Raw genomic sequence first — 21362 nt, 5'->3', positions numbered from 1 at the left:
CTATCCTCTTTGGCTGGTGAATGATTGACGGCCATCAAAGCGTGATGCCCGGTGATAACTGGGCAGGTAACTCAGTCTGCTCACCTTCCATCGATGCCATCGGGTACGCACAGTAGTCTGCCGCGTAATAGGCGCTTGGCCGTAAGTTGCCAGATGCTCCCGGTCCGCCAAATGGCGCATCACCACTGGCCCCGGTTAACTGGCGGTTGCGGTTCACAATCCCGGCACGGATATGCTCGATAAAGTATTGCCACTCGCTATCATCGGTTGAAACCAAACCGGCAGACAACCCATAGCGGGTATCATTGGCTTTCTCCACCGCATCATCCAGCTCATGATAACGGGCAACCTGCAGCAAAGGACCAAAGTATTCCTCATCCGGCAACTCAGCGATCTGGCTGACATCGATGATCCCTGGGGTCACAATCGCCCCTTGGCCACGGGTTGCAGGCAATAGTGCCTCACCACCTAACTCAAGCAACTGCGACTGGGCCTGCATAATGTTATCAGCAGCCTGGACCGAGACTTGTGCCCCCATAAATGGGGCCGGTTCATCAAACTGACCACCCACTCGGATCTGGCGGGTCAGTTCCAGCAAACGCGCCAAGATACGATCCCCTTCCTCACCATGTGGCAAGTAGAGACGGCGGGCGCAGGTACAGCGCTGGCCAGCACTAATGAAGGCAGACTGAATAATAGTGTAGACAGTAGCATCCAACTCGCCATAGTGACGGGAGATCACCATTGGATTATTGCCACCCATCTCAAGCGCCAGCATCTTGCCCGGTTGCCCGGCAAACTGGCGGTGGAGCAAGTGACCGGTATTGGCACTGCCGGTAAACAGCAAACCATCAATGCCTTTGGCCCCTGCCAACGCTTCACCGGTAGCGCGCGCCCCCTGCACCAAGTTGATGACGCCATCAGGCAAACCTGCCTGCTGCCACAACTTCATGGTCTCTTCCGCCACTTTAGGGGTCAAATCCGACGGCTTGAACACCACGGTGTTACCGGCCAGCAATGCCGGGACGATATGGCCGTTGGGCAAATGGCCCGGGAAATTATAGGGGCCAAAGACTGCCATTACCCCCAATGGACGGTGGCGAAGTACAGCCTGGGTACCGGCAACCTCTTTTTGTTTCTCGCCTGTCCGCTCCTGGTAGGCACGTAGCGATATTGCAATCTTGCCAACCATTGCGCCCGCTTCGGTACGGGTTTCCCACAACGGCTTGCCGGTTTCCTCGGCAATGACCACAGCAATAGCTTCGCTATGTGCTTTGACCAACTCGGCAAAACGCTCAACGATTGCCTGGCGCTCGACAAACGGTGTCTTGCGCCAACTCACCAATGCCGCTCTCGCCGCTGACACCGCCTGCTCGACCTGTTCGGCAGTCGCTGACAGCCCCTGCCACACAACATCACTGGTGTAAGGGTTGAGCGACTGCATCGCTTGTCCTTCGCCGGCTAACCAGCGGCCTGCAATCCATTGGGTCATGGTGTTCTCCTTTACTGGGCGATCAGGCGAACCTGATCCCCTTGTTTAACGTCCAGTGCCTTGGCAGCTTCTGCACTGATCAAAGCCGTCCCATTCAAGACATCTACCTTGTCGACGACTGCGCGGAAGTGGGTAAATGAGGTATTGCTGACAATACTGTCGGCTTGGCCGGTCGGCTGGCCGATTTCGACCCGGCATAACTGGGAATGGCGTACCGATTCGATATTTCTGGCATCGCATTCAACGGTTGGGCCGGCATCGAAAATGTCGACATAACCACGGCAGGTGAAGCCTTCCTTCTCCAGCAAGCGAAGTGCCGGGCGCGTTTTTTCATGCACCTGCCCAATCACGGCCTGCGCTTCAGGGCTGAGCAAGTTAACGTAGATTGGCAGCTTCGGCATCAAATCGGCAATGAAGCCCTTTTTGCCAATACCGGTCAGGTAATCGGCCAAGGTAAAATCAATCGAGAAGAAGTGCTCTTTGAGCCACTCCCAGAATGGTGAATTACCGTCTTCGTCCGACACCCCTCGCATCTCTGCAATCACTGTGTTGTCAAAACGCTCCGGGTGCTGTGCCATCATCAAGAAACGGCACTTGGATAACAGACGGCCATTCAGGCCCTGACGCCACTCCGGGCGCAAGAACAAGGTGCAAAGCTCACTCACACCGGTGTAATCATTACCGAAGGTCAGTACTTTCACCACGTTGTGGACGTTGAGCCGGCGTGACGAATGCACCACGGTACTCAGGTGATAGGTGTAAAATGGGTTATCCAACCCAATCGCGGCCTCGATAGCCGTCGTCCCTGCAATTTCCCCGGTTTCGGTATCTTCTGCCACCATCAGGTAACCTTCCGAGCCCGGCTGGGTGACAGCCTTGGCAAAACTCTCTTCGGAATGCTGAATGCGGTTAGCGAGGATTTCCTCATTAACCGGTAGCGAGGTGAAACCATGGCCCGACTCTTCCGCACACTGTAGTAGTGCAGGTAGATCCGCGGCAGTAATAGGACGTATAACCAGCATCGAACTCCCTCCTGATGCAAGCTGCAGCTTAGCTGCCAACTAGTGATAAGACCGGCATAGGGCCGGAGGGTGCGGCCAAGCTCCTGCCAGCCGCCCCAGTTAGATTAAATTATGAATAGATCTTGGCGATAGCGCGCTCGAGGCGGGCCATGCCCTCATCGATATCGGCTTTGTCGATCACCAAAGACGGGGTAAAGCGCACCACATTGGTACCGGCAACCAGTACCATCAGGCCTTCCTCTCCTGCTGCCAGCAAGATATCCCTTGCCCGGCCCTGCCACTCCTCATTGAGCGCCGCGCCAAGCAACAGGCCCTTACCGCGAATTTCAGCAAATACCGGATACTTGGCATTGATCGCTTCTAGCGCCTCACGGAACCATTGCTCGCGCTGCTTGACGCCTGCCAGCACTTCCGGCTTGGTGACTTCACTCACGACAGCTTCGGCCACGGCACAAGCCAGTGGGTTACCGCCGTAAGTTGAACCGTGGGTACCGATTTTCAGGTGGGCCGCCAGTTCTGCGGTCGTCAGCATGGCACCAATAGGGAAGCCGCCACCGAGTGATTTCGCCGTACTCAGAATATCCGGGGTAACACCCAAGCCCTGATAAGCATAGAAGTCACCTGTCCGCCCATTACCGGTTTGTACTTCATCGAAAATCAGCAGCGCATTGTGTTTGTCACACAGTTCACGGACACCCTGAACAAACTCTGGAGTTGGCGACACGATACCGCCCTCGCCCTGCAGCGGCTCCATCATCACCGCACAGGTACGCTCCGACATATGCTCGGCCAGGCTGGACAGATCATTGTAGGCTAGATGGGTGACTGCTCCCGGTTTCGGCCCGAAGCCATCGGAGTAGGCCTCTTGGCCACCGACCGTTACGGTAAAGAAAGTACGGCCGTGGAAGCCTTGTTTAAAAGAAATAATCTCGGACTTCTCCGGGCCAAACTTGTCCGCCGCGTAACGACGGGCCAGTTTCAATGCTGCCTCGTTGGCCTCGGCACCGGAGTTGGCAAAGAAGACTTTATCGGCAAAGCTGTGCTCAGTAAGCAGTTTGGCCAGTCGCAGTGCCGGCTCGTTGGTCATCACATTGCTCAGGTGCCAAATCTGCTCGGCCTGCGCCTTCAGCGCATCAACCATAACCGGGTGGCAGTGGCCCAGGCAGCTCACGGCAATACCGCCAGCAAAGTCGACATATTCCCGACCTTCCTGATCCCACACCCGTGCACCCTGCCCCTTAACCGGGATCATCTGCATCGGTGCGTAACACGGCACCATCACTTCATCGAACACCTGACGATCGACTTTATACTCCTTTGCCATTATTGTTTCCTTCTAACGTTTTTGCCCTAAGCATAGTATTTACATTTTATTAACCAATTCCAATAGCAGAATATTTTTTTATTCCCTATCAGTTAACGGTTAATCTCCTACAAAATACATATTTATGCGGGGTTGGGGAAAACTTATTAAGCCCCAAACACTAAAAGGTGTTTTTCCCGCAAGGAAATAAAGTGATAACGAGCCTTCAGCCTGCATAATCTTTCCGTGCCAAAAAAAACGAAAAAGATGCAGAAATGTTAAAAAAAGTGACAAAGATCGCGGGATTGAGACTGTCAAAACGCTAAATGAAGCGCTTTTTTACTAATTCGAGGTGAGATGGATTGGCGTAAAGTGATGGGTCGCTGGGGTCAGGCAGCATTTCGTGCTGCCCTTATGCCTTTAGGCTCAGCGACGGAGGAAGTTCGCTAACAACTGGTGTCCCTGCTCGGTCAAAATGCTTTCCGGGTGAAACTGGACCCCTTCGATAGGCAAGCTCTTATGGCGGATCCCCATAATTTCATCACGCTCACCGTCTTTTTCTGTCCAGGCCGTGACTTCGAAACAATCTGGCAGGGTGTCAGCTTTAACCACCAGCGAATGATAGCGGGTGACTGTAAGTGGGTTATTCAAGCCAGCAAACACACTGCTGTCAGTATGAGTGACGGGAGACGTCTTGCCGTGCATGACCTGACGGGCGCGGACAACATCGCCACCATATACTTGAGCGATAGACTGATGGCCAAGGCACACCCCCAGGATGGGTAGTTTGCCTGCAAAATGGCGGATTGCCTCCAGCGAGATCCCCGCTTCATTCGGGGTACAGGGCCCCGGAGAAATCACCAGATGAGAAGGTGCCATAGCCTCGATGCCGGCAATGTCGATTTCGTCATTACGCACCACCTTAACCTCGGCGCCCAGCTCACAGAAATACTGGTAGAGGTTGTAGGTAAACGAGTCGTAGTTATCGATCATCAATAGCATGGGTACTTCTGCTCACTGGAAATTACAGCGGCCTATTGTGCAGCAGGACAGCAGAAAGGCAAGCTTAGACGAAAAAAAACCGGCCAGAGGCCGGTTTTCGGTGTTTACAACTGCATTGCGCTTATGGGCGTGCAACAAAACCTACTGCTGCGTACGCTTTCTTCAAAGTTTCTGCTGCGCGGGCTGACGCCTTCTCGGCACCGGCTTTCATTACTTCATCAAGGAAAGCACGGTCAGCACGGATGCGATGGTATTCAGACTGGATAGGCTCCAGCATCGCGACAATCGCTTCACCAACATCTTTCTTGAACGGACCATACATCTCAACGCCTTGGTACTGCGCTTCAATTTCAGCAAACGTCTTGCCAGTCGCTGCAGAGTATAGGCCCATCAAGTTAGAGATACCGGCTTTGTTCTCGATGTCGTGAGCGATACGTGGTGGGGTCTCGGTATCTGTCTGCGCCTTGTTGATCTTCTTGATGATCGACTTCGGCTCTTCCAGCAGGGTGATCACGTTCTTACGGTTATCATCCGACTTCGACATCTTCTTGGTCGCATCCTGCAGGCTCATCACGCGTGCGTTGACCGTCGGGATGTATGGCTCAGGCACCTGGAAGATCGCTTCGCCATCACCGTAGATGTTGTTGAAACGGGTTGCGATATCACGCGCCAGTTCCAAGTGCTGCTTCTGATCGCTACCCACTGGTACCTGATGGGCACCGTATAGCAGGATATCGGCCGCCATCAATACCGGGTAGCCAAACAGGCCAACATTCACATCGTTAGCGTGGCGCTGTGACTTGTCCTTGAACTGGGTCATACGGCTCAGCTCACCCATTTGGGTGTAGCAGTTCAACAACCAACCAAGCTGGGCATGTTCAGGCACGTGCGATTGTACAAACAAAGTGCTCTTCTTCGGATCAACGCCGACAGCCAAGCAAATTGCCAAAGCATCCAGCGTGGCTTCGTGCAGCGCTTTTGGATCCTGGCGCACGGTAATGGCATGCAGGTCAACGACACAGTACTGACAATCATAATCATCCTGCATCTGTTCCCACTGACGCAGCGCACCCAGATAATTACCGATACTTAATTCACCTGAAGGCTGTACGCCACTCAATACAATGGGTTTGGTCATGATGAGATTTTCCTATGTCACAAAAAAGCTGCGGCCTCTGCCGCAGACACAATATCTGTCCATGCCCGGAATAACACCGAGCGTACTAGCTGCCTAGTTTAACCACTTCTGCCAGATGACTGAAGTGATCCAGTACAATATCTGGGTTACTTTCACTGATCGGCTGACCATAGTTGTAACCGTAAGTCAGCCCCACAACATAACATGACGCCGCTTTTGCCGCCAAGATATCGTTACGGGAGTCGCCGACCATCAACATCTTCTCTGCCGTGATCTGGTGCTTATCCAGCAACCAGTTCAGGGCGAAAGGATCCGGCTTTTTCAGCGGGAATGTATCGCCACCGATGACATCGACAAAATAATCGGCGATGCCGTGCTCTTCAAGCAAATGCGGCACGAACTGGGCCGGCTTGTTGGTCACGATAGCCATCGGGATCCCGGCTTCATGGAATGCCGCCAGTGTTTCTTTTACCCCAGGGTAGAGTGCGCTCTTTTCATGGCCACCTTCTTCGTAGAAGCGATCAAACAACGCCCTCGCTTCGCGGTGCAAAGCTGGATCTAAATCAGGGTCAACATCAACGCTCTGGCTCAGGGCACGACCGATCAAAATGTCGGCCCCATTACCAATCCAGGTCGTGACCTGCTCAACTGTCACCCCAGCACGGCCCAAGGCCCGCATGGTTTTGTCTGCTGCATCGGCCAGGTCCGGCACGCTGTCGAGCAGCGTGCCGTCGAGGTCAAAAGCAATAAAATCAATACCGCTAAACTGGCTCATTAGCGTTCAACCTTGGCCAGCTCTGCACGCATTTCATCGATCACGGCTTTGTAGTCCGGCTGGCTGAAAATTGCCGAGCCCGCAACAAACATATCGGCACCGGCTTCGGCGATTTCGCGGATATTGTCGACCTTCACACCACCGTCGATTTCAAGGCGGATCTGACGGCCTGAAGCATCAATGCGCTTACGCACTTCACGCAGCTTGTCCAATGTCGCAGGGATGAACGACTGGCCACCAAAACCAGGGTTAACCGACATCAGCAGGATCATGTCAACCTTGTCCATGATGTAGTCAAGGTAGTGCAGCGGGGTTGCCGGGTTGAATACCACGCCGGCCTGACAGCCGTGCTCTTTGATCAGCTGTAGCGAACGGTCCAGGTGCTCAGTCGCTTCGGCATGGATGGTGATCATAGTGGCACCTGCCTTGGCAAAATCAGGGATAATGCGATCCACCGGCTTGACCATCAGGTGCACGTCGATCGGCGCAGTAATACCGTAATCACGCAGGGCCTTACACACCGGGGCACCAAAAGTCAGGTTCGGTACGTAGTGGTTGTCCATCACGTCAAAGTGCACAACATCGGCACCAGCTGCCAATACTTTCTCTACATCCTCGCCAAGACGAGCAAAATCTGCAGACAGGATAGATGGAGCGATCAAAAAGTCCTTCATGTTCAGCCTCTATACGGTACAAACGAAAACGTTATCGGAAGTCGGCGCAATTCTACCCGATCATCAAGATGATGTCTTACCGGATTTCAAGATGGGTGTGCCACAGGGCAACTACACTTACCATCATGCAGCGGTATACGACCGGTGGCAGATATGGCAAACAAAGATAATCGTTTTATGTGGGTATATACGGAGATACGCCATGGCAGAGCGCAAACCACCCCGCCCAAACCTGATCAAAAGTATTGCGGGGGCACTGTTTGGGGTGCAGTCGGAGAAAAACAGGGAGATTGATTTTAGCCAGCAGCGCCCGCTGCCCTTTATCTTGGCCGGTATCGCTGCTATTGCGCTATTTGTCGGGGTGCTGGTTGCCGTCAGCCAGCTGGTTGCTGGAGGGTGAGCGGTGCTTAATCGTTTGACGGCTTAAACAGGGCCAGCAACTCATCAACCTTGTTGCGGCCACTACCATTTCGGCTGATGGTTCGCTTTACTTTAACCACAGATAATTCGGCACCGTGGTAAAGGCGGCGGGTCAAGGTCGTATCATGGTTGGAGATCAGTACCGGGATCTCGCGCTCGGTAGCGGCCCTCTCGGCAGCATCAGCCAGAGCCGCCTGATCATCAAGGCTAAAGCCATTGCCTGCATAGGAGGTAAAGTTGGCCGTGGTTGATAGCGGAGCATACGGGGGATCACAGTACACCACACAGCCTTTGCGGGCACGTGAGAACGTCTGATGGTACCCTTCGCAGACAAACGTGGCTCGTTTCGCTTTCTCCGCAAAATAGAACAGCTCATCTTCCGGGAAATATGGCTTTTTATATGAACCGAACGGTACGTTGAAGCCACCCTTCTTGTTGTAGCGACACAGGCCATTGAAGCCATGTCGGTTCATGTACAAGAAGTACAGCGAGCGTAAATACGTATCGTCGGTTTTATTGAAAGCCTCACGGACCTCAAGGTAGGCCCCTTTCTGGTTGAATTCAGGGGTGAACATCGCCTTGGCATCACGAACATACTGCTCGGGATTGTCCTTGAGGATATTGTAGAGGTTAATCAAGTCAGGGTTGATATCGGCCAACAGGTACTGTTCGAAGTCGGTATTGAGAAATACCGAACCGGCACCGACAAAGGGTTCAACCAACTTTCGCGCTGGCGGCAAGTGGCGCTCGATCTCCTCGACCAGAGAATATTTACCTCCAGCCCATTTCAGGAATGCACGATGCTTTTTCATTCAGCTGACCACCAATACCGACTTTGTAACGAAAGGTGGCGGATTGTACACCATTTCAATCTGTGTCTGTACCGCTTGAGGGAAATATCTGGCAAAGAAACGGGTTATTTGGCCCGATCCATTTCGGTATGGATCTGACGGTAGGATTTCACCCATGGGTCGACCGACTGCAAGCGCGACGGTAGGCGGGTTTCAGCTATACGGGCCGATTGCACATCCGGGTAATCGCCCGTCACAATAATGAACCACGCTTCACCGCTACGGCGGGTTTCATAGACTTCTGCCAACGATTCGATGTTGTAATCAAGGATAAACTGCCGAGCGGTCGGCAGCGAACGCATGGCTGCCAGTTGCAGCGCGTAATGCTCGGGGGCAACGCCCCGGAGCTTACTGCCAAGCTCCTCGGCCATTGATTCCGTGCCAGCAACATCGGTGGGAGCTGTAGTCCCAGTAGCAACAGTTGTTGTAGATGCCTCGGTGACGCTAGCCGCATCATCACTATCCACATTCTCAGCCGAGGCCGCGTCTGGCAACTCACTCACCGGCTCGACTTGAGGTATCTCGTTTCCCCGCTCAGTTTCAGGCAACTGTAATGGCTGCCCTTCAGGCAACTCTGGCTGCAAGCTCTCCTGGCGATCAGCCACCGCTTGCTCACCAGTTCCTCCCAGTTGCTGTTCATCCAACATGGCATCAACCACATCAGAAGGTACCACTACACGAGGGTTGGTGTTGGTATCACGACGGCCGACAGTCATACCTTCTACCGACACATCCGGTGGCAAGGCATCGCCGTCATCTTCGAAGGCCATTTGCACACCGGGTTGCCTACCCTCCGAACTATCGCTGGTAGTAGAGGGAGTGACGGGTTCATCTGGCAAGCTGTCCAGTTGCGCCTGCGGCACCCCGCCAACATCCGGCTTTTCTTCTGCTGCCGGTATAAACAACCAGGCAATCACGGCAACCGCAACCACCACTAACCCGCCTAGCAACGCCATTGGCGACACACGGCGGGATTGACTCTCTGCCATATCCTTATCCTCTGTTAAATCGAGCTTGAGCAACTCCCCCGGAATAGGGGCGCAGCTTGAAGCATGCTCACGGATCCGACGCCTTCCCTGTGCATCAAGGTGCTCGCCATCGAACATCATTTCGACCATCAATTGGGCTTCTTGTTCCGACAACGGGCCGATTTCCACTTCCAACGGTGCATTGCCCTGGCCTTGTACCAACTGGCCAAGGTATTTATCGAGCCGGCCAGTATGGCTAAAGAGTAGGACATTAACCTGCCACCCCGGGTATAGGCGGGCCTGCTGGACCAGACCCCACAATTCCGCCACCAACTCCGGGCTCAGCAAATGCGCATCATCAACGACTATCAATGCGTTGACTGGCTGCTGCTCGAATAAGCGTTCGAGGCTTTGCCCCAGAGGGTCCTGCTCATTGAATACCGCCTTGGGAGCGAGTTGCTGCAGGATAATTGAACGGTGCTGGCCGTCTTGCTGGTTGGGGTGGCAAAGGAGCAAAGACTGGTGGGAGTCACCGGCCCAGTGTTCAAGGTAACGCTGAGAGAGCCAGGTCTTGCCTGTCCCTTCACTGCCCGTTACCTGGATAAGGTTAGAGCTAAAGCGGGTAAGGAATTGTAATCGGGAAAGAAGCTGGATTTGGGAGTCCAAATCCAGCGGATTCAAGTGCAGGCCGCGGCTCATAGGCAACCAACAGAATCAGGCTTGTACCGCTTGGCGCAGTACATCTTCCGGTACACCAGCAACAACTTCTGCACTGCCAATACCGGTCGGTAAAATCAAGCGAAGCTGGCCTGAAAGTACCTTCTTGTCACGCATCATATGCTTCATATAAGCGTCAAATGGCATCCCCTCCGGACCGTGGACCGGTAGGTTAGCTTTTTCCAACAAGCGAATGATACGCTCAACTTCTTCAGGGCCAATCAGTCCCTGTAGTTGTGCAGCACGTGCCGCCTGGACAGTACCAGCAGCAACCGCCTCGCCATGAAGCCAATTGCCATAACCCATTTCAGCTTCAATCGCATGGCCAAAGGTGTGGCCCAGGTTAAGCAGTGCCCTTACCCCTGACTCTTTCTCGTCAGCGGCAACCACATCAGCTTTGATCTGGCAGCAGCGGCCAATCGCATAGCTCAATGCTTCATTATCAAGCGCTTGGAGCTTCTCGATATTCTGCTCCAGCCAGACAAAGAAATCGCCATCGGCAATAATACCGTACTTGATCACTTCGGCCATACCGGCAGCAAACTCACGTGCAGGTAATGTTCCTAGGCAATGGTTATCGATCACAACCGCTTTCGGCTGGTAGAACGCACCAACCATATTCTTGCCCATCGGGTGGTTGACAGCTGTCTTGCCACCGACCGAGGAGTCGACCTGCGCCAGCAGTGTCGTCGGAACTTGCACGAAATCCACACCACGCTGGAAACAGGCAGCCGCAAAACCGACAACATCACCAATTACCCCACCGCCCAAAGCAACAAGGACCACATCTCGGCCATAGTTGCCTTCTAGCAGGAAGGACATGATTTGGTTGAAGGTATCTAGCGTCTTGTATTGCTCGCCGTCAGGCAGTGACAGCAAAGCAACGTCGCATTGCAGCGAACGGATAGTCCCGATGATTTGCTCGGCATACAGCGGGGCTACCGTTTCATTACTGACCACAACAACGCGTCGGCCTGCCGGGATGGCAGAGGAAAACAACGCCGGGTTATCGAATAACTCGGCGCCGATTGAGATTGGGTAACTTCTGTCACCAAGATTGACGTTGATCCGTTCCATGGCCAGCTCTCTTTTATTGATTAGCGCTCTTCTAGCATTTTGATGATTTGGTTAGCAACGACCTTGGCACTCTGATCATCAGTACGAACCACATAGTCTGCTACTTCTTCATACAATGGATTGCGCTCGCCTGCAAGTGATTCCAACACTTCACGAGGGGTATCCGTTTGCAGTAGCGGACGCTTTTTATCGCGCTGTGTACGTGCCAGCTGCTTCTCGATAGTGGTTTCAAGGTATACCACAATGCCACGAGCAGACAGACGGTTACGGCTTTCTTTGCTCTTCACAGAGCCGCCACCCGTCGCCAGTACAATCCCCTGCTTTTGGGTGAGATCGTCAATCACGTTTTCTTCACGAACACGGAAACCATCTTCACCTTCAACATCGAATACCCAGCTAATATCAGCACCGGTACGATCTTCGATCTCTGTATCTGAATCAAAGAACTCCATATGCAGCTGCTGTGCAAGGTGTCTACCGATAGTACTTTTGCCGGCACCCATTGGGCCGACCAGGAAAATATTTCGTTTTTCAGCCATTTTTAGCAATATTTACGCGCGGTTAATAAAACGACACCGCCCGCAGGCTTCGATAAATCAAGCCCGAGGCGCCAACTTCCTCACATTTAATTCGTGATAAGATCGAAAATTATCTCAGGACAAGGCGGCTGTTGGCAATAGCTAGGTGGCGATTTATTCAGTTCTGGCGCAATGCTGGGACGATTATTGCCCCAGCCCCCTGAAAAAACAGATCATTGATAGACGATTTTTGGTGTGACAAAAATCAGTAATTCTTTCTTGCCTAACTCCTCCAACTTATGTCGGAACAACGCCCCAAGCACTGGCAAATCGCCCAGTATCGGTACCTTTCTAACATCATTATAGAACTCATGCTGATAGATCCCGCCAAGCACGACCGTCTCTCCATTGGCAACCAACACCTGGGTGCCTATGCGCTGCGTATCAATAGCCACGGCCTCACCGGTTCCTGTCTGCACGACATCACCTCTTTTATCCTGAGTCACAATCAAGTCCAGTACCAAATTACCGTCCGAAGTAATTTGTGGGGTTACCATCAGGCTCAACACCGCTTTTTTAAAGCTCACCGAGACAGCACCGCTGGAAGCGGCTTCTAGGTAGGGGATTTCGGTACCTTGTTCGATATAGGCCGTTTTCTTGTTGGTGGTCATCAACCTTGGGCTAGAGATGATTTCAGCCTTTTGCTCGGATTGCAGCGCTGACAACTCCAAATCCAGCAGGATGTCGCCCACTTTTGCCACTTGGAAAGCAATACTCGACGCCCCGGGTTTGGTTGCCCCCAGATTAACATTAAGGAAATTCTCTACCGCCTTACTATCATCGATCTCCAACAGGCCCGCCGAGCCCAAGTTACTTTCAATCGAGCCCCCTATCGTGGTGCTGCCGTTGGAGTTCAGTAGCCCCCAGCGCACCCCGAGCTCATCCACATCTCCTTCATTGACGGTCACTATTCGGGCTTCTATCTCCACCTGCTGCACGGGGATATCCAAGGCAACGACAATATCGCGAATATTCGCCAAGCTGCCAGGAATATCATTGATGATCAGGGAGTTGGTCCGCTCATCAATATGCAAGGAGCCTCTGGCTGATAACATGCTGATACCGTCATCCGTCCCCTGCAGCAGACCACCGAGCTCAAGCGCATTGGCATAGTTGATCTTGAAAATCTCCGAGCGCAGCGAAGCGAGCTCTTCGGCTTTGCGTTTGGACTCCATAACCTGCTGCTCGCTGCGAGCAAGCTCTTCCTTCGGGGCGATCATTAATACCTCCCCTTGCTCTCGCTTATCCAACCCCTTGGCACGGAGAATAATATCGAGCACCTGCTGCCAAGGCACTTTGTCCAGACGCAAAGTAAGATTCCCCTGTACCGAATCCGATACCACTAAATTGAAATCATTATATTCGGCGATCAACTGCAAAACATTGCGGACCGGAACATCCTGGAAGTTAATTGAAATAGGTTTGCTGTCATAGCTCACCCCTTTGGTATGAGACTGTCCCCCCGTCGCCACCAAAGCCGGCTGCACCGTGACCGAGAGCTTCGGTGCCCCAGTTTCATCACGGGTCGTATAGTCATAGCTGTAATCCCCAAGCAACGATAAGACCAACCGGCTTCCGCGTTCATGGCTGAAGGTCTCAACCGTCAACACCGGTGTACCAAAATCACTAACATCAAGTATATAGACTAGCTCTTGAGGCAACTCGGTATGGGGTAACTCAAGTACCAGCTGCTTATCCATGCGCCTTGCACCGACCTCAAACTCGCCGCCAGACAGTTCCACCACCAACACCCCGCCCCCTTGGGTATCACGGGAGAAATCAATATTGCTGATCTGATTATGTTGTCCTGCAACCGATTCGCCGCTAATTAACAGCACATACCCCACCAGTAATAGTCCGCTGCCCCATAGCACCTTTTTTGCCCATCTTGTCAGCAGGCCTTGCAAGCTGTTCCTTGTCATTTGTTCCATCTCTACTCTGCTATTTTGGCGACGCCAGTCTCAATGTTGTCGGGATCTTCAGCCAGCAGCCTTCCCCATCCGGCATGATTTGTTCAATCGCAATCTCACTTGCGCTCACTTTCGTCACCCTGCCATGGTTCCTGCCGATATAGCTCCCTTCCCGTACCTTGGCCAAAGCCCCCCCCGGGGTATATACCAAGGCCCACTCCTTGCCGGCACCACCAATGACACCTCGCATACTTAGCTGTTCTAATGTAAAGCTTTCTAGTAACGAACTACGTTCCCTTAATTCAGGCTGCCAACATAATTTGCCGCCATCCGGCTCAAGCAAAGGCGATTCGGGCTTAGGGTGTTGAAAAGGTACCCGCCCACTACTCATAACGAAGACTTCTGCCTCGAAAACCGGCTGCTCATCCAGAGGCTCCACGTCGGCCACTGCCTGTTGGTATGTCTGGTTAATGAACTGCTCGACTGGGCTATCATTGGCGTGGCACCCCACCAGCCCCAGCCATAGCCCAAAGCCAAGGATAGGTTTACTGCTATTTTTCATCGTCCCTCCCCGGCCGGCGCTTTGAAGCGATAAGTTGTGGCAGATACCTTGAGCTGCAACATCTCTTGCTGGGGTTGACTCCAACGCAAGTCGATATCTTTCAGTGACACGATTCGGGGTAATTGGGCAATATCGGCAGCAAAACGGCCAATATCTTCGTAGTGGCCTTGAACATTGATGTTTAACGGCAGTTCGAAATATAAAGGGTGCTCAATCCGCGCAGCCCACTCTATGCGTTGGAACTCAAGCCCATTACTCACTCCGATATCATTGACACTGGCTAACAAGCTAGATAGCTCATCTTCTTCAGGTAGCTGCTCTACCACTTGTTGGTAGCGCACTTGAAGCATCTCCACCAGCTCACGGACCTTCGGCAATGCCGCAACTTGACTAGCCCGCCTGATAAGTTGCTGGCGCAACTCATGCTCTTGGGACTTAAGGTGATCTAAGGTATCGAGCTTAGGGGAGATCCAATACCAATAGCCCGCAGCCATGATCAGGCAGGCAACGACAAAGGTCACGAGCAACTGAGCAGGCAACGGCCAGTCTGGCATTTCGTCAAGTTCTAGTTCTTGCCAATCAATCATGATCCCCTCCCAATCCCAACCCGTGGCTCTGAAACCAACACAAACGATGCATTAAAACGGATCAGTGCCTGCTTCTCGTTGGCACGTACTATCGAGTACATGGTTACCTCATTCACCCACTCGGACTGTTCAGCATTGGCCAACAAGGCTGCCAAGTGGCCATTGGACTCCCCCCGGCCACTGAACTTCACCTCGTTACCTGTCAGCGTAATCTCTTCAAGATAAACCCCCTGGGGCACCAAACCGGGTAACACGCTCAACAACCGGGTGATATGGTTACGGCCTTTCTGGATTTCCGTAATCACTGATAGTCGCTTGAGCAAAGCGTCACGCTGAGCATCCATCTCTGGCAACAAAGATAATTTGGTTTCCAGCACGGTAATTTCTTGCTTTATCCGGCCATTACGCTGTTCCTGCAGTTCAACCTGACCACCGAACAACCAGTTGCTAAGGCACAACAGCAACATGCCCGCCAACACTGCTCCCCCGAGCATCCAACCAAACCGTTGCCTGTAGCGCTTCTGGCCCTGCTCCCGCCATGGTAATAAATTGATCTTCGCTATCATTGGCTACAACCCCGAATCGCCAACCCAGCAGCAATTGCAAACTGCCCAAAAGACTGCCCTTCCAATGCCAAATCCAATTTGGCAGAGCGGTGAAAGCCAGCTAATGGTTGTATCTTTTGCACCGAAACCGATAGCATCCTTGCCAACATTTCCTCTACAACATGTTCCATACCAACACCGGACAACCAAACGCCCCGCAAGGGAGAACGCGGGTAGGTCGTACTGTAAAGCTGAAGCTGGCGCTTTAACTGATCAGCCAATTGCTTAGTGAACTGCTCCGCTTTGTCACTAACACCCCCAGCAAAAAAGTGATCCCCATCAGCATTAGGGCCTGATCCGAAAAGCGCCTCACTACCAAATGACATTTCTCGGCGATACACCGTACCAGCCGGGCTCCGAATCCCTACTGCGGTCACCCGCTCACCAATATCGACAACCCCCCAATCCCCTTCGCGACCTTGCCGTTCAGCCTGATAGTGCTCAAGCCAGACCAATGCATGGGTTTGCAATTCCATGATTTCAGGCTCGAAACGGGCCTGGCGCAGCACCTCAACCCGGCTATCGATGGTGTCCTTGCGGGCGGCATACACTTGCACAGGGTGGGTCTGGCTCGGCTCGTCCAAATGCTCGGCGAACAAACCACCCGCCATAGGAAAAAAGTCCAGCCGGAGTTCTTCAATAGGAAACGGCGATGAGGCACTGATAGCCTGCTCTACAGCAAACAGTGATTCCTCTTCTGAAAGGTGGCTATCAAGCTGAATCACCTTACTGATAATCGCGTTATCAGGTAGCGCCATTACCACCTTACGGGCCCCGAACGGCAGGCTTTTTTTTAATTTACGCACGGCTGACAACAAGGCTGGGCTGATTACGCTATTCTGCTTATTTGATACTGGGGCGGGTAATCCCACTTCGGCGAAGGCGACAAGCTCAAGCTCGGTTTTTTTTTGCCTCAACACTACCGCTTTAATGCTGTGATGGCCGATATCAATCCCAATAGTTAGTGGGTTCCGAAACATACCGTGCTATGCTCCCTTTTTAGACAGAAAAGCAAATTACTTATTTAAAACAAACACCAGCAATTTAGCGTTAAATTTCCTATAGTTACCTTTATACTACTAGTGGAAACCGATTAAACGCATGAATGCTGGTGTAACGGGAAATCTCAAGTGAAGTTCATAAAGCGATTACTCATATTTGCAATTGTTTGCATAATTCTTGGAGTCACTACAATTTTTGGCTTTTACCTTTATGTAAAACCAGAGTTGCCTGATGTTGCCACATTGAAAAATGTTGAATTACAGACACCTATGCAAGTTTTCAGTGCTGATGGTAAATTGATCTCCCAGTTTGGTGAGCAACGCCGCATCCCACTGACGCTTGATGAAATCCCGCCGCAAATGATCAATGCGGTCCTAGCGACTGAAGACAGCCGCTACTACGACCACCCGGGTATCGACCCTATCGGTATTGCCCGTGCTGCTTTTGTCGTGGCAACGTCTGGCTCAGCCAAGCAAGGGGCAAGTACGATCACCCAGCAGCTTGCGCGTAACTTCTTCCTCACCAACGAGAAGAAGATCATGCGTAAGATCAAAGAGATTTTTATCGCTATCCATATCGAGCAGCTGCTGACCAAAGATGAAATCCTTGAGCTTTACCTCAATAAAATTTACTTGGGCTACCGTGCCTACGGTGTCGGCGCTGCAGCACAGGTGTACTACGGCAAGGAAGTCAGCCAGCTAACGCTGAGCGAAATTGCCGTCATTGCCGGCCTGCCAAAAGCACCTTCGACCATGAACCCGCTCTACTCAGCCAGCCGTGCAACAGCGCGCCGTAATGTGGTATTGGGCCGTATGCTGGCCGAGAACCACATTACCCAGGCCGAATTTGACCAAGCACGTGCCGAGCCAGTCGTTGCCCGTTACCACACCGCCGAAATTGAGCTGAGTGCGCCCTATTTCGCGGAGCAGGCCCGGGCATGGATGATCAACCGCTACGGCGAGGATGCCTACACCTCAGGTATGCGCGTCTTCACTACCGTTGATCCCAAGCTGCAAAATGCAGCCCAGCAGGCCGCCATCGATAACCTACTGGGCTACGATCAGCGCCATGGTTTCCGCGGTGCTGTAGAGATACTCTGGAAGCCAGATCAGGCGGTATGGTCAAGCGAGCAGATCAACGACCACCTTGCCAAGCAACCTACTTACGGCCAACTTATCCCAGCAGTCGTGACTAAAGTGGAAGGTAAGACAGCCACAGTGCAGGCAAAGGGTGGCGACCAGCATACCCTCGAATGGGATGGCATGAAGTGGGCCCGTAAGTTCATTACTGACAACCGCCAAGGACCTGCACCGAAGACCGCCAGTGACATCCTCGCGGCTGGCCAGCAAATCTGGGTTCAGCAGCGCGGCGAACACTGGGTACTGAGCCAAGTCCCTGACGCCAACACGGCATTTGTCGCGGTCTCGCCGCAAGACGGTGCAGTGAAGGCGATGGTCGGTGGTTTCAACTTTGTCCACAGCAAGTTCAACCGTGCAACCCAATCAATCCGCCAGGTAGGCTCGGCAATCAAGCCGTTTATCTACTCGGCAGCGCTGGATAACGGCATGACACTAGCTAGCTTGGTCAACGATGCACCAATCAACCGTTGGGATCAGAGCATGGGTACCGCATGGCGTCCAAAGAACTCACCGCCTACATATAACGGCCCAACCCGCTTGCGTATCGGTCTAGCCCAGTCGAAAAACGTCATGGCGGTTCGCGTACTGCAAAACGTTGGCCTGGACGAGACCATCGACTTCCTGACCCGCTTCGGATTCAAGAAGAAAGATCTACCACGTGCAGAGCCTCTGGCACTGGGTGCCGGTAGCCTAACCCCGCTGGAAGTGGCACAGGGCTTTGCCGTCTTTGCCAACGGCGGCTACTACGTGGAGCCTTACTTCATCGAACGTGTTGAAGACCCAAATGGAAACGTGGTTTACCAGTCTAATCCGACCGTAGTGTGCAACGATGAGTGCCAACAGCAACAAGGCCTTACTGCCCAGCAGCAACCTTCAAACCCAATCCTGAGCGATATTGCTATTAGCGAAGAGAATTTGGGTGACGAGCCACAGCAACAGGGCCCTCACTACGCCCAACAGGTGATCTCAGAGCAAAACGCTTTCTTGGTGCGAGAAATGCTAGAAAGCAACATTTGGGGTGGTGGTGACTGGCGCCATGGCACTGGTTGGAACGGAACCGGTTGGCGTGGCCAGGTACTGAAACGCCGCGATGTTGGTGGTAAGACGGGAACGACCAATGACTCAAAAGATGCTTGGTACTCAGGTTTTGCTCCGGGGATCGTAGCGACAGCCTGGGTTGGCTTTGATGACCATAGCCGCAACCTTGGTCGTACCGCATGGAATAACAACCAGGATAAGAACCAGATCTCCGGCGCCGAAGCAGGTGCGAAAACAGCACAGCCTGCATGGATCGAGTTTATGAAAGAAGCACTGGAAGATGTCCCTGCCCAGCGTAAGCAGCTGCCAGAGCATATTATCCAAGTTCGTATCGACCGCGATAGCGGTAAGCTCAGCAGCCAAAACGATTACACCTCTATGTTCGAGTACTTCGAAGAAGGCACTGAACCCACTGAATCAGCCAGTGATTCAGCCTCTGAGGGAATATTCGAATCAGATAGCTCTGACGAGCTGTTCTAGGGCAACCCCAAGCCAGAAACAAAAACAGAGCGCCCTGCGCTCTGTTTTTTTATCTATATCATTTAGCTTTCGTGTATCGGACTTAAGATACAGGAAGCTGCTCTTCCAAGTGTGACTGGATCAGCTCCGCAAGCTTCTCATAACGCCCTTTGAGCGGCGAACCCGGACGGTACGCCAAGGTAATTAAACGGCTCGGTACGGGATCTTCCGCAGAGATGTAACATACCCCGTCCCGGCGGTGTTCTTTTGGCGTGGCCAACTTTGGCATCAGTGTGATCCCACTACCCGCTGCCACCATATTTCTCAGGGTTTCCAAACTGGTCGCCTTGAAGCTACCGTCCTCCTGGGCCCCTGCGGCAAAGCAGAATCCCATTGCCTGATCGCGTAGGCAGTGCCCGTCTCCAAGCATTAACAACGTATGGCCGTGCAACTCGTCCATCGGCAATGACTGAAGTTCAGACCATTGGTGATCTTCTGGCACCGCCAGTACCATCGGCTCATGGTACAAAGGCAGCTCAATAAACGGCTCACTCTCTTTGACAGCAGCCAAAATAATACAATCCAACTTACCGTCTTCCAGCTGCTGTACCAGCTGGTGGGTTTGCGCTTCGTGCAGGAACAACTCCAGCTCCGGGAAGTTGGTTTTGATCTTGGGAATAATGTGCGGCAACAGGTAAGGCCCAACTGTCGGGATAAAGCCGATATGCAACGGCCCGGACATACTGCCGCCTTGCTCGCTGGCCAACTCGGTCAGTACCTTAACCTCCAACAAAACTTTCTGCGCCTGCGCCACCAGCGCCAACCCGGCATCGGTAAAAAGTACCTTGCGGCTGGTACGCTCTAGTAAAGCGACGCCCAGCTCTTCTTCTAGTTTGCGGATCTGGCCGCTCAAGGTCGGCTGGCTGACAAAACAAGCTTCTGCTGCTTTGCGGAAATGCTTGTGCTCGGACAGCGCCACCAAATATTCGAGATCCCGGATATTCATCACTCACCACATCGATAGAAATTAGCTATCAAAACCATAACACCAAACGATTAGAGCTATCAATGTCAAATTTGCATAATCCCCTTACCAACAGGGAGCAATAAAAATCAGACTCCAGTTGCTAAAACAACGAATTTAACGAGGATAAAAGATGTTCGAATCCAAAGAAGGCCAAGCTATCCCTCAGGTGACTTTCCACACTCGACAAGGCGATCAGTGGGTAGACGTGACAACACAGGAGCTGTTTGCTAACAAAACTGTCGTTGTATTCAGCCTACCTGGTGCTTTTACCCCAACGTGTTCTTCAAGCCACCTTCCTCGTTATAACGAACTTGCTTCGGTATTTGCCGAGCATGGTATTGACGACATCCTATGCGTTTCTGTCAACGATACGTTTGTCATGAATGCATGGAAAGCCGAACAGGAAGCCGAAAACATCACTTTTATCCCAGACGGCAATGGCGAGTTTTCAAAAGGCATGGGCATGTTGGTCAACAAAGAAGAGCATGGCTTTGGTGCTCGCTCTTGGCGCTACAGTATGTTGGTGAAAAACGGCGTCATTGAAAAAATGTTCATCGAAAACGATGAGCCGGGCGACCCGTTCAAGGTGTCTGATGCCGATACTATGCTGGGCTACATTGCCCCTGAACACCAGGTTCAGGAGTCCATTACGGTATTCACCAAGCCGGGCTGTTCTTTCTGTGCCAAGGCCAAACAAACCCTAATCGACAAAGGTGTGGACTACGAAGAAGTCGTGCTAGGAAAAGATGCGACGAGCGTCAGCTTGCGAGCGATCACAGGCCGTAGCACGGTACCTCAGGTATTCATCGGCGGTAAGCACATTGGTGGCAGCGAAGAGCTGGACAAATACTTCGCATAATACCAACCCTATAACAACTACTTCTCCCTTGCACTACCGACAAGCCCTCTTCAAAGAGGGCTAATTATATGGTCCGCCTCACTCTTAAGCCTCTACGCTTGGGGTAGGTAAATTGAAAGAGGTGAACCATATGTCTTCCTTACATATTCTTGGTATA

Annotated in this window: 20 protein-coding genes; 3 read left to right on the top strand and 17 right to left on the bottom strand. The window is 52.5% G+C overall.

All coding sequences use genetic code 11. The annotated features are described in order from the left end of the window. Positions 1-34: 34 nt before the first annotated feature. The 7 genes from astD to rpe all read right to left on the bottom strand — a co-directional run bounded on the left by astD (position 35) and on the right by rpe (position 7406). Positions 35-1492: a succinylglutamate-semialdehyde dehydrogenase gene (astD, locus tag BIZ37_RS13010; RefSeq protein ID WP_187461872.1), complete on the bottom strand. Its 1458-nt coding sequence runs from the start codon at positions 1490-1492 to the stop codon at positions 35-37. Positions 1493-1503: 11 nt separating this feature from the next. Next, the gene (astA, locus tag BIZ37_RS13005) at positions 1504-2514 is read right to left on the bottom strand and encodes an arginine N-succinyltransferase (RefSeq protein WP_187461871.1); all 1011 of its coding nucleotides are present in this window, start codon (positions 2512-2514) and stop codon (positions 1504-1506) included. Between the two features lie 109 nt (positions 2515-2623). Next, positions 2624-3838, bottom strand: a complete 1215-nt coding sequence (locus BIZ37_RS13000) for an aspartate aminotransferase family protein (protein ID WP_187461870.1) — start codon at positions 3836-3838, stop codon at positions 2624-2626. Between the two features lie 405 nt (positions 3839-4243). After that, positions 4244-4819, bottom strand: coding sequence for an aminodeoxychorismate/anthranilate synthase component II (locus tag BIZ37_RS12995; protein ID WP_187461869.1), 576 nt, complete (start codon positions 4817-4819; stop codon positions 4244-4246). Positions 4820-4940: 121 nt separating this feature from the next. Then, the gene (trpS, locus tag BIZ37_RS12990; RefSeq protein ID WP_187461868.1) at positions 4941-5957 is read right to left on the bottom strand and encodes a tryptophan--tRNA ligase; all 1017 of its coding nucleotides are present in this window, start codon (positions 5955-5957) and stop codon (positions 4941-4943) included. A gap of 85 nt (positions 5958-6042) precedes the next feature. Next, the gene (locus tag BIZ37_RS12985) at positions 6043-6732 is read right to left on the bottom strand and encodes a phosphoglycolate phosphatase (protein WP_187461867.1); all 690 of its coding nucleotides are present in this window, start codon (positions 6730-6732) and stop codon (positions 6043-6045) included. Continuing rightward, positions 6732-7406: a ribulose-phosphate 3-epimerase gene (rpe, locus tag BIZ37_RS12980; protein WP_039469006.1), complete on the bottom strand. Its 675-nt coding sequence runs from the start codon at positions 7404-7406 to the stop codon at positions 6732-6734. Before rpe ends, BIZ37_RS12985 begins: the two co-directional genes overlap by 1 nt. A gap of 202 nt (positions 7407-7608) precedes the next feature. Here rpe and BIZ37_RS12975 point away from each other — a divergent pair, with 202 nt between their 5' ends. Further along, positions 7609-7806: a DUF2970 domain-containing protein gene (locus BIZ37_RS12975; protein WP_187461885.1), complete on the top strand. Its 198-nt coding sequence runs from the start codon at positions 7609-7611 to the stop codon at positions 7804-7806. Between the two features lie 7 nt (positions 7807-7813). Here the strand turns inward: BIZ37_RS12975 and BIZ37_RS12970 are convergent, their stop codons facing one another. From BIZ37_RS12970 to pilM, 9 genes are all read right to left on the bottom strand, one after another. Continuing rightward, positions 7814-8638, bottom strand: a complete 825-nt coding sequence (locus BIZ37_RS12970; RefSeq protein WP_187461866.1) for a Dam family site-specific DNA-(adenine-N6)-methyltransferase — start codon at positions 8636-8638, stop codon at positions 7814-7816. A gap of 104 nt (positions 8639-8742) precedes the next feature. After that, the gene (locus tag BIZ37_RS12965) at positions 8743-10344 is read right to left on the bottom strand and encodes an SPOR domain-containing protein (protein WP_187461865.1); all 1602 of its coding nucleotides are present in this window, start codon (positions 10342-10344) and stop codon (positions 8743-8745) included. 15 nt (positions 10345-10359) lie between these two features. Further along, a complete protein-coding gene (gene aroB, locus BIZ37_RS12960; protein WP_187461864.1) occupies positions 10360-11439 on the bottom strand; it encodes a 3-dehydroquinate synthase in 1080 nt (359 codons plus the stop codon). 20 nt (positions 11440-11459) lie between these two features. Beyond that, positions 11460-11978, bottom strand: a complete 519-nt coding sequence (gene aroK / locus BIZ37_RS12955) for a shikimate kinase AroK (protein WP_187461863.1) — start codon at positions 11976-11978, stop codon at positions 11460-11462. A gap of 212 nt (positions 11979-12190) precedes the next feature. Beyond that, the gene (locus BIZ37_RS12950; RefSeq protein ID WP_187461862.1) at positions 12191-13939 is read right to left on the bottom strand and encodes a type IV pilus secretin PilQ; all 1749 of its coding nucleotides are present in this window, start codon (positions 13937-13939) and stop codon (positions 12191-12193) included. 19 nt (positions 13940-13958) lie between these two features. Next, on the bottom strand, positions 13959-14489 hold the full coding sequence (locus BIZ37_RS12945; protein WP_187461861.1) for a pilus assembly protein PilP: 531 nt from the start codon (positions 14487-14489) through the stop codon (positions 13959-13961). Further along, positions 14486-15076, bottom strand: a complete 591-nt coding sequence (locus tag BIZ37_RS12940) for a type 4a pilus biogenesis protein PilO (protein WP_187461860.1) — start codon at positions 15074-15076, stop codon at positions 14486-14488. Before BIZ37_RS12940 ends, BIZ37_RS12945 begins: the two co-directional genes overlap by 4 nt. Continuing rightward, positions 15073-15642, bottom strand: coding sequence for a PilN domain-containing protein (locus tag BIZ37_RS12935; RefSeq protein ID WP_187461859.1), 570 nt, complete (start codon positions 15640-15642; stop codon positions 15073-15075). Before BIZ37_RS12935 ends, BIZ37_RS12940 begins: the two co-directional genes overlap by 4 nt. Continuing rightward, positions 15639-16661: a type IV pilus biogenesis protein PilM gene (gene pilM / locus BIZ37_RS12930; RefSeq protein WP_187461858.1), complete on the bottom strand. Its 1023-nt coding sequence runs from the start codon at positions 16659-16661 to the stop codon at positions 15639-15641. The genes BIZ37_RS12935 and pilM overlap by 4 nt, the downstream gene beginning before the upstream one ends. Positions 16662-16811: 150 nt before the next feature. On the opposite strand from pilM, the gene BIZ37_RS12925 reads away from it, so the two are divergent. Further along, positions 16812-19340: a PBP1A family penicillin-binding protein gene (locus BIZ37_RS12925; RefSeq protein ID WP_187461857.1), complete on the top strand. Its 2529-nt coding sequence runs from the start codon at positions 16812-16814 to the stop codon at positions 19338-19340. 82 nt (positions 19341-19422) lie between these two features. On the opposite strand, the gene oxyR is transcribed toward BIZ37_RS12925, so the two are convergent. Beyond that, on the bottom strand, positions 19423-20325 hold the full coding sequence (gene oxyR / locus BIZ37_RS12920; protein ID WP_187461856.1) for a DNA-binding transcriptional regulator OxyR: 903 nt from the start codon (positions 20323-20325) through the stop codon (positions 19423-19425). A gap of 151 nt (positions 20326-20476) precedes the next feature. On the opposite strand from oxyR, the gene BIZ37_RS12915 reads away from it, so the two are divergent. Continuing rightward, entirely contained in the window at positions 20477-21205 is a 729-nt protein-coding gene (locus BIZ37_RS12915; protein WP_187461855.1) for a glutathione peroxidase, read from the top strand. Positions 21206-21362: the final 157 nt, after the last annotated feature.

Origin of the sequence: Photobacterium sp. BZF1 (genome assembly GCF_014349205.1) — a bacterium.
Lineage (GTDB): Bacteria > Pseudomonadota > Gammaproteobacteria > Enterobacterales > Vibrionaceae > Photobacterium.
This window is presented reverse-complemented; position numbering and strand designations above follow the sequence as displayed.

What these genes read in the sequence shown, in the direction of transcription:
- BIZ37_RS12985 (WP_187461867.1), bottom strand. Translation starts at nt 6,732, where the DNA reads ATGAGCCAGTTTAGCGGTATTGATTTTATTGCTTTTGACCTCGACGGC.
- BIZ37_RS12965 (WP_187461865.1), bottom strand. Translation starts at nt 10,344, where the DNA reads ATGAGCCGCGGCCTGCACTTGAATCCGCTGGATTTGGACTCCCAAATC.
- BIZ37_RS13000 (WP_187461870.1), bottom strand. Translation starts at nt 3,838, where the DNA reads ATGGCAAAGGAGTATAAAGTCGATCGTCAGGTGTTCGATGAAGTGATG.
- BIZ37_RS12970 (WP_187461866.1), bottom strand. Translation starts at nt 8,638, where the DNA reads ATGAAAAAGCATCGTGCATTCCTGAAATGGGCTGGAGGTAAATATTCT.
- trpS (WP_187461868.1), bottom strand. Translation starts at nt 5,957, where the DNA reads ATGACCAAACCCATTGTATTGAGTGGCGTACAGCCTTCAGGTGAATTA.
- astD (WP_187461872.1), bottom strand. Translation starts at nt 1,492, where the DNA reads ATGACCCAATGGATTGCAGGCCGCTGGTTAGCCGGCGAAGGACAAGCG.
- BIZ37_RS12940 (WP_187461860.1), bottom strand. Translation starts at nt 15,076, where the DNA reads ATGATTGATTGGCAAGAACTAGAACTTGACGAAATGCCAGACTGGCCG.
- aroB (WP_187461864.1), bottom strand. Translation starts at nt 11,439, where the DNA reads ATGGAACGGATCAACGTCAATCTTGGTGACAGAAGTTACCCAATCTCA.
- BIZ37_RS12935 (WP_187461859.1), bottom strand. Translation starts at nt 15,642, where the DNA reads ATGATAGCGAAGATCAATTTATTACCATGGCGGGAGCAGGGCCAGAAG.
- BIZ37_RS12915 (WP_187461855.1), top strand. Translation starts at nt 20,477, where the DNA reads ATGTTCGAATCCAAAGAAGGCCAAGCTATCCCTCAGGTGACTTTCCAC.
- oxyR (WP_187461856.1), bottom strand. Translation starts at nt 20,325, where the DNA reads ATGAATATCCGGGATCTCGAATATTTGGTGGCGCTGTCCGAGCACAAG.
- BIZ37_RS12975 (WP_187461885.1), top strand. Translation starts at nt 7,609, where the DNA reads ATGGCAGAGCGCAAACCACCCCGCCCAAACCTGATCAAAAGTATTGCG.
- pilM (WP_187461858.1), bottom strand. Translation starts at nt 16,661, where the DNA reads ATGTTTCGGAACCCACTAACTATTGGGATTGATATCGGCCATCACAGC.
- astA (WP_187461871.1), bottom strand. Translation starts at nt 2,514, where the DNA reads ATGCTGGTTATACGTCCTATTACTGCCGCGGATCTACCTGCACTACTA.
- BIZ37_RS12995 (WP_187461869.1), bottom strand. Translation starts at nt 4,819, where the DNA reads ATGCTATTGATGATCGATAACTACGACTCGTTTACCTACAACCTCTAC.
- rpe (WP_039469006.1), bottom strand. Translation starts at nt 7,406, where the DNA reads ATGAAGGACTTTTTGATCGCTCCATCTATCCTGTCTGCAGATTTTGCT.
- aroK (WP_187461863.1), bottom strand. Translation starts at nt 11,978, where the DNA reads ATGGCTGAAAAACGAAATATTTTCCTGGTCGGCCCAATGGGTGCCGGC.
- BIZ37_RS12945 (WP_187461861.1), bottom strand. Translation starts at nt 14,489, where the DNA reads ATGAAAAATAGCAGTAAACCTATCCTTGGCTTTGGGCTATGGCTGGGG.
- BIZ37_RS12950 (WP_187461862.1), bottom strand. Translation starts at nt 13,939, where the DNA reads ATGACAAGGAACAGCTTGCAAGGCCTGCTGACAAGATGGGCAAAAAAG.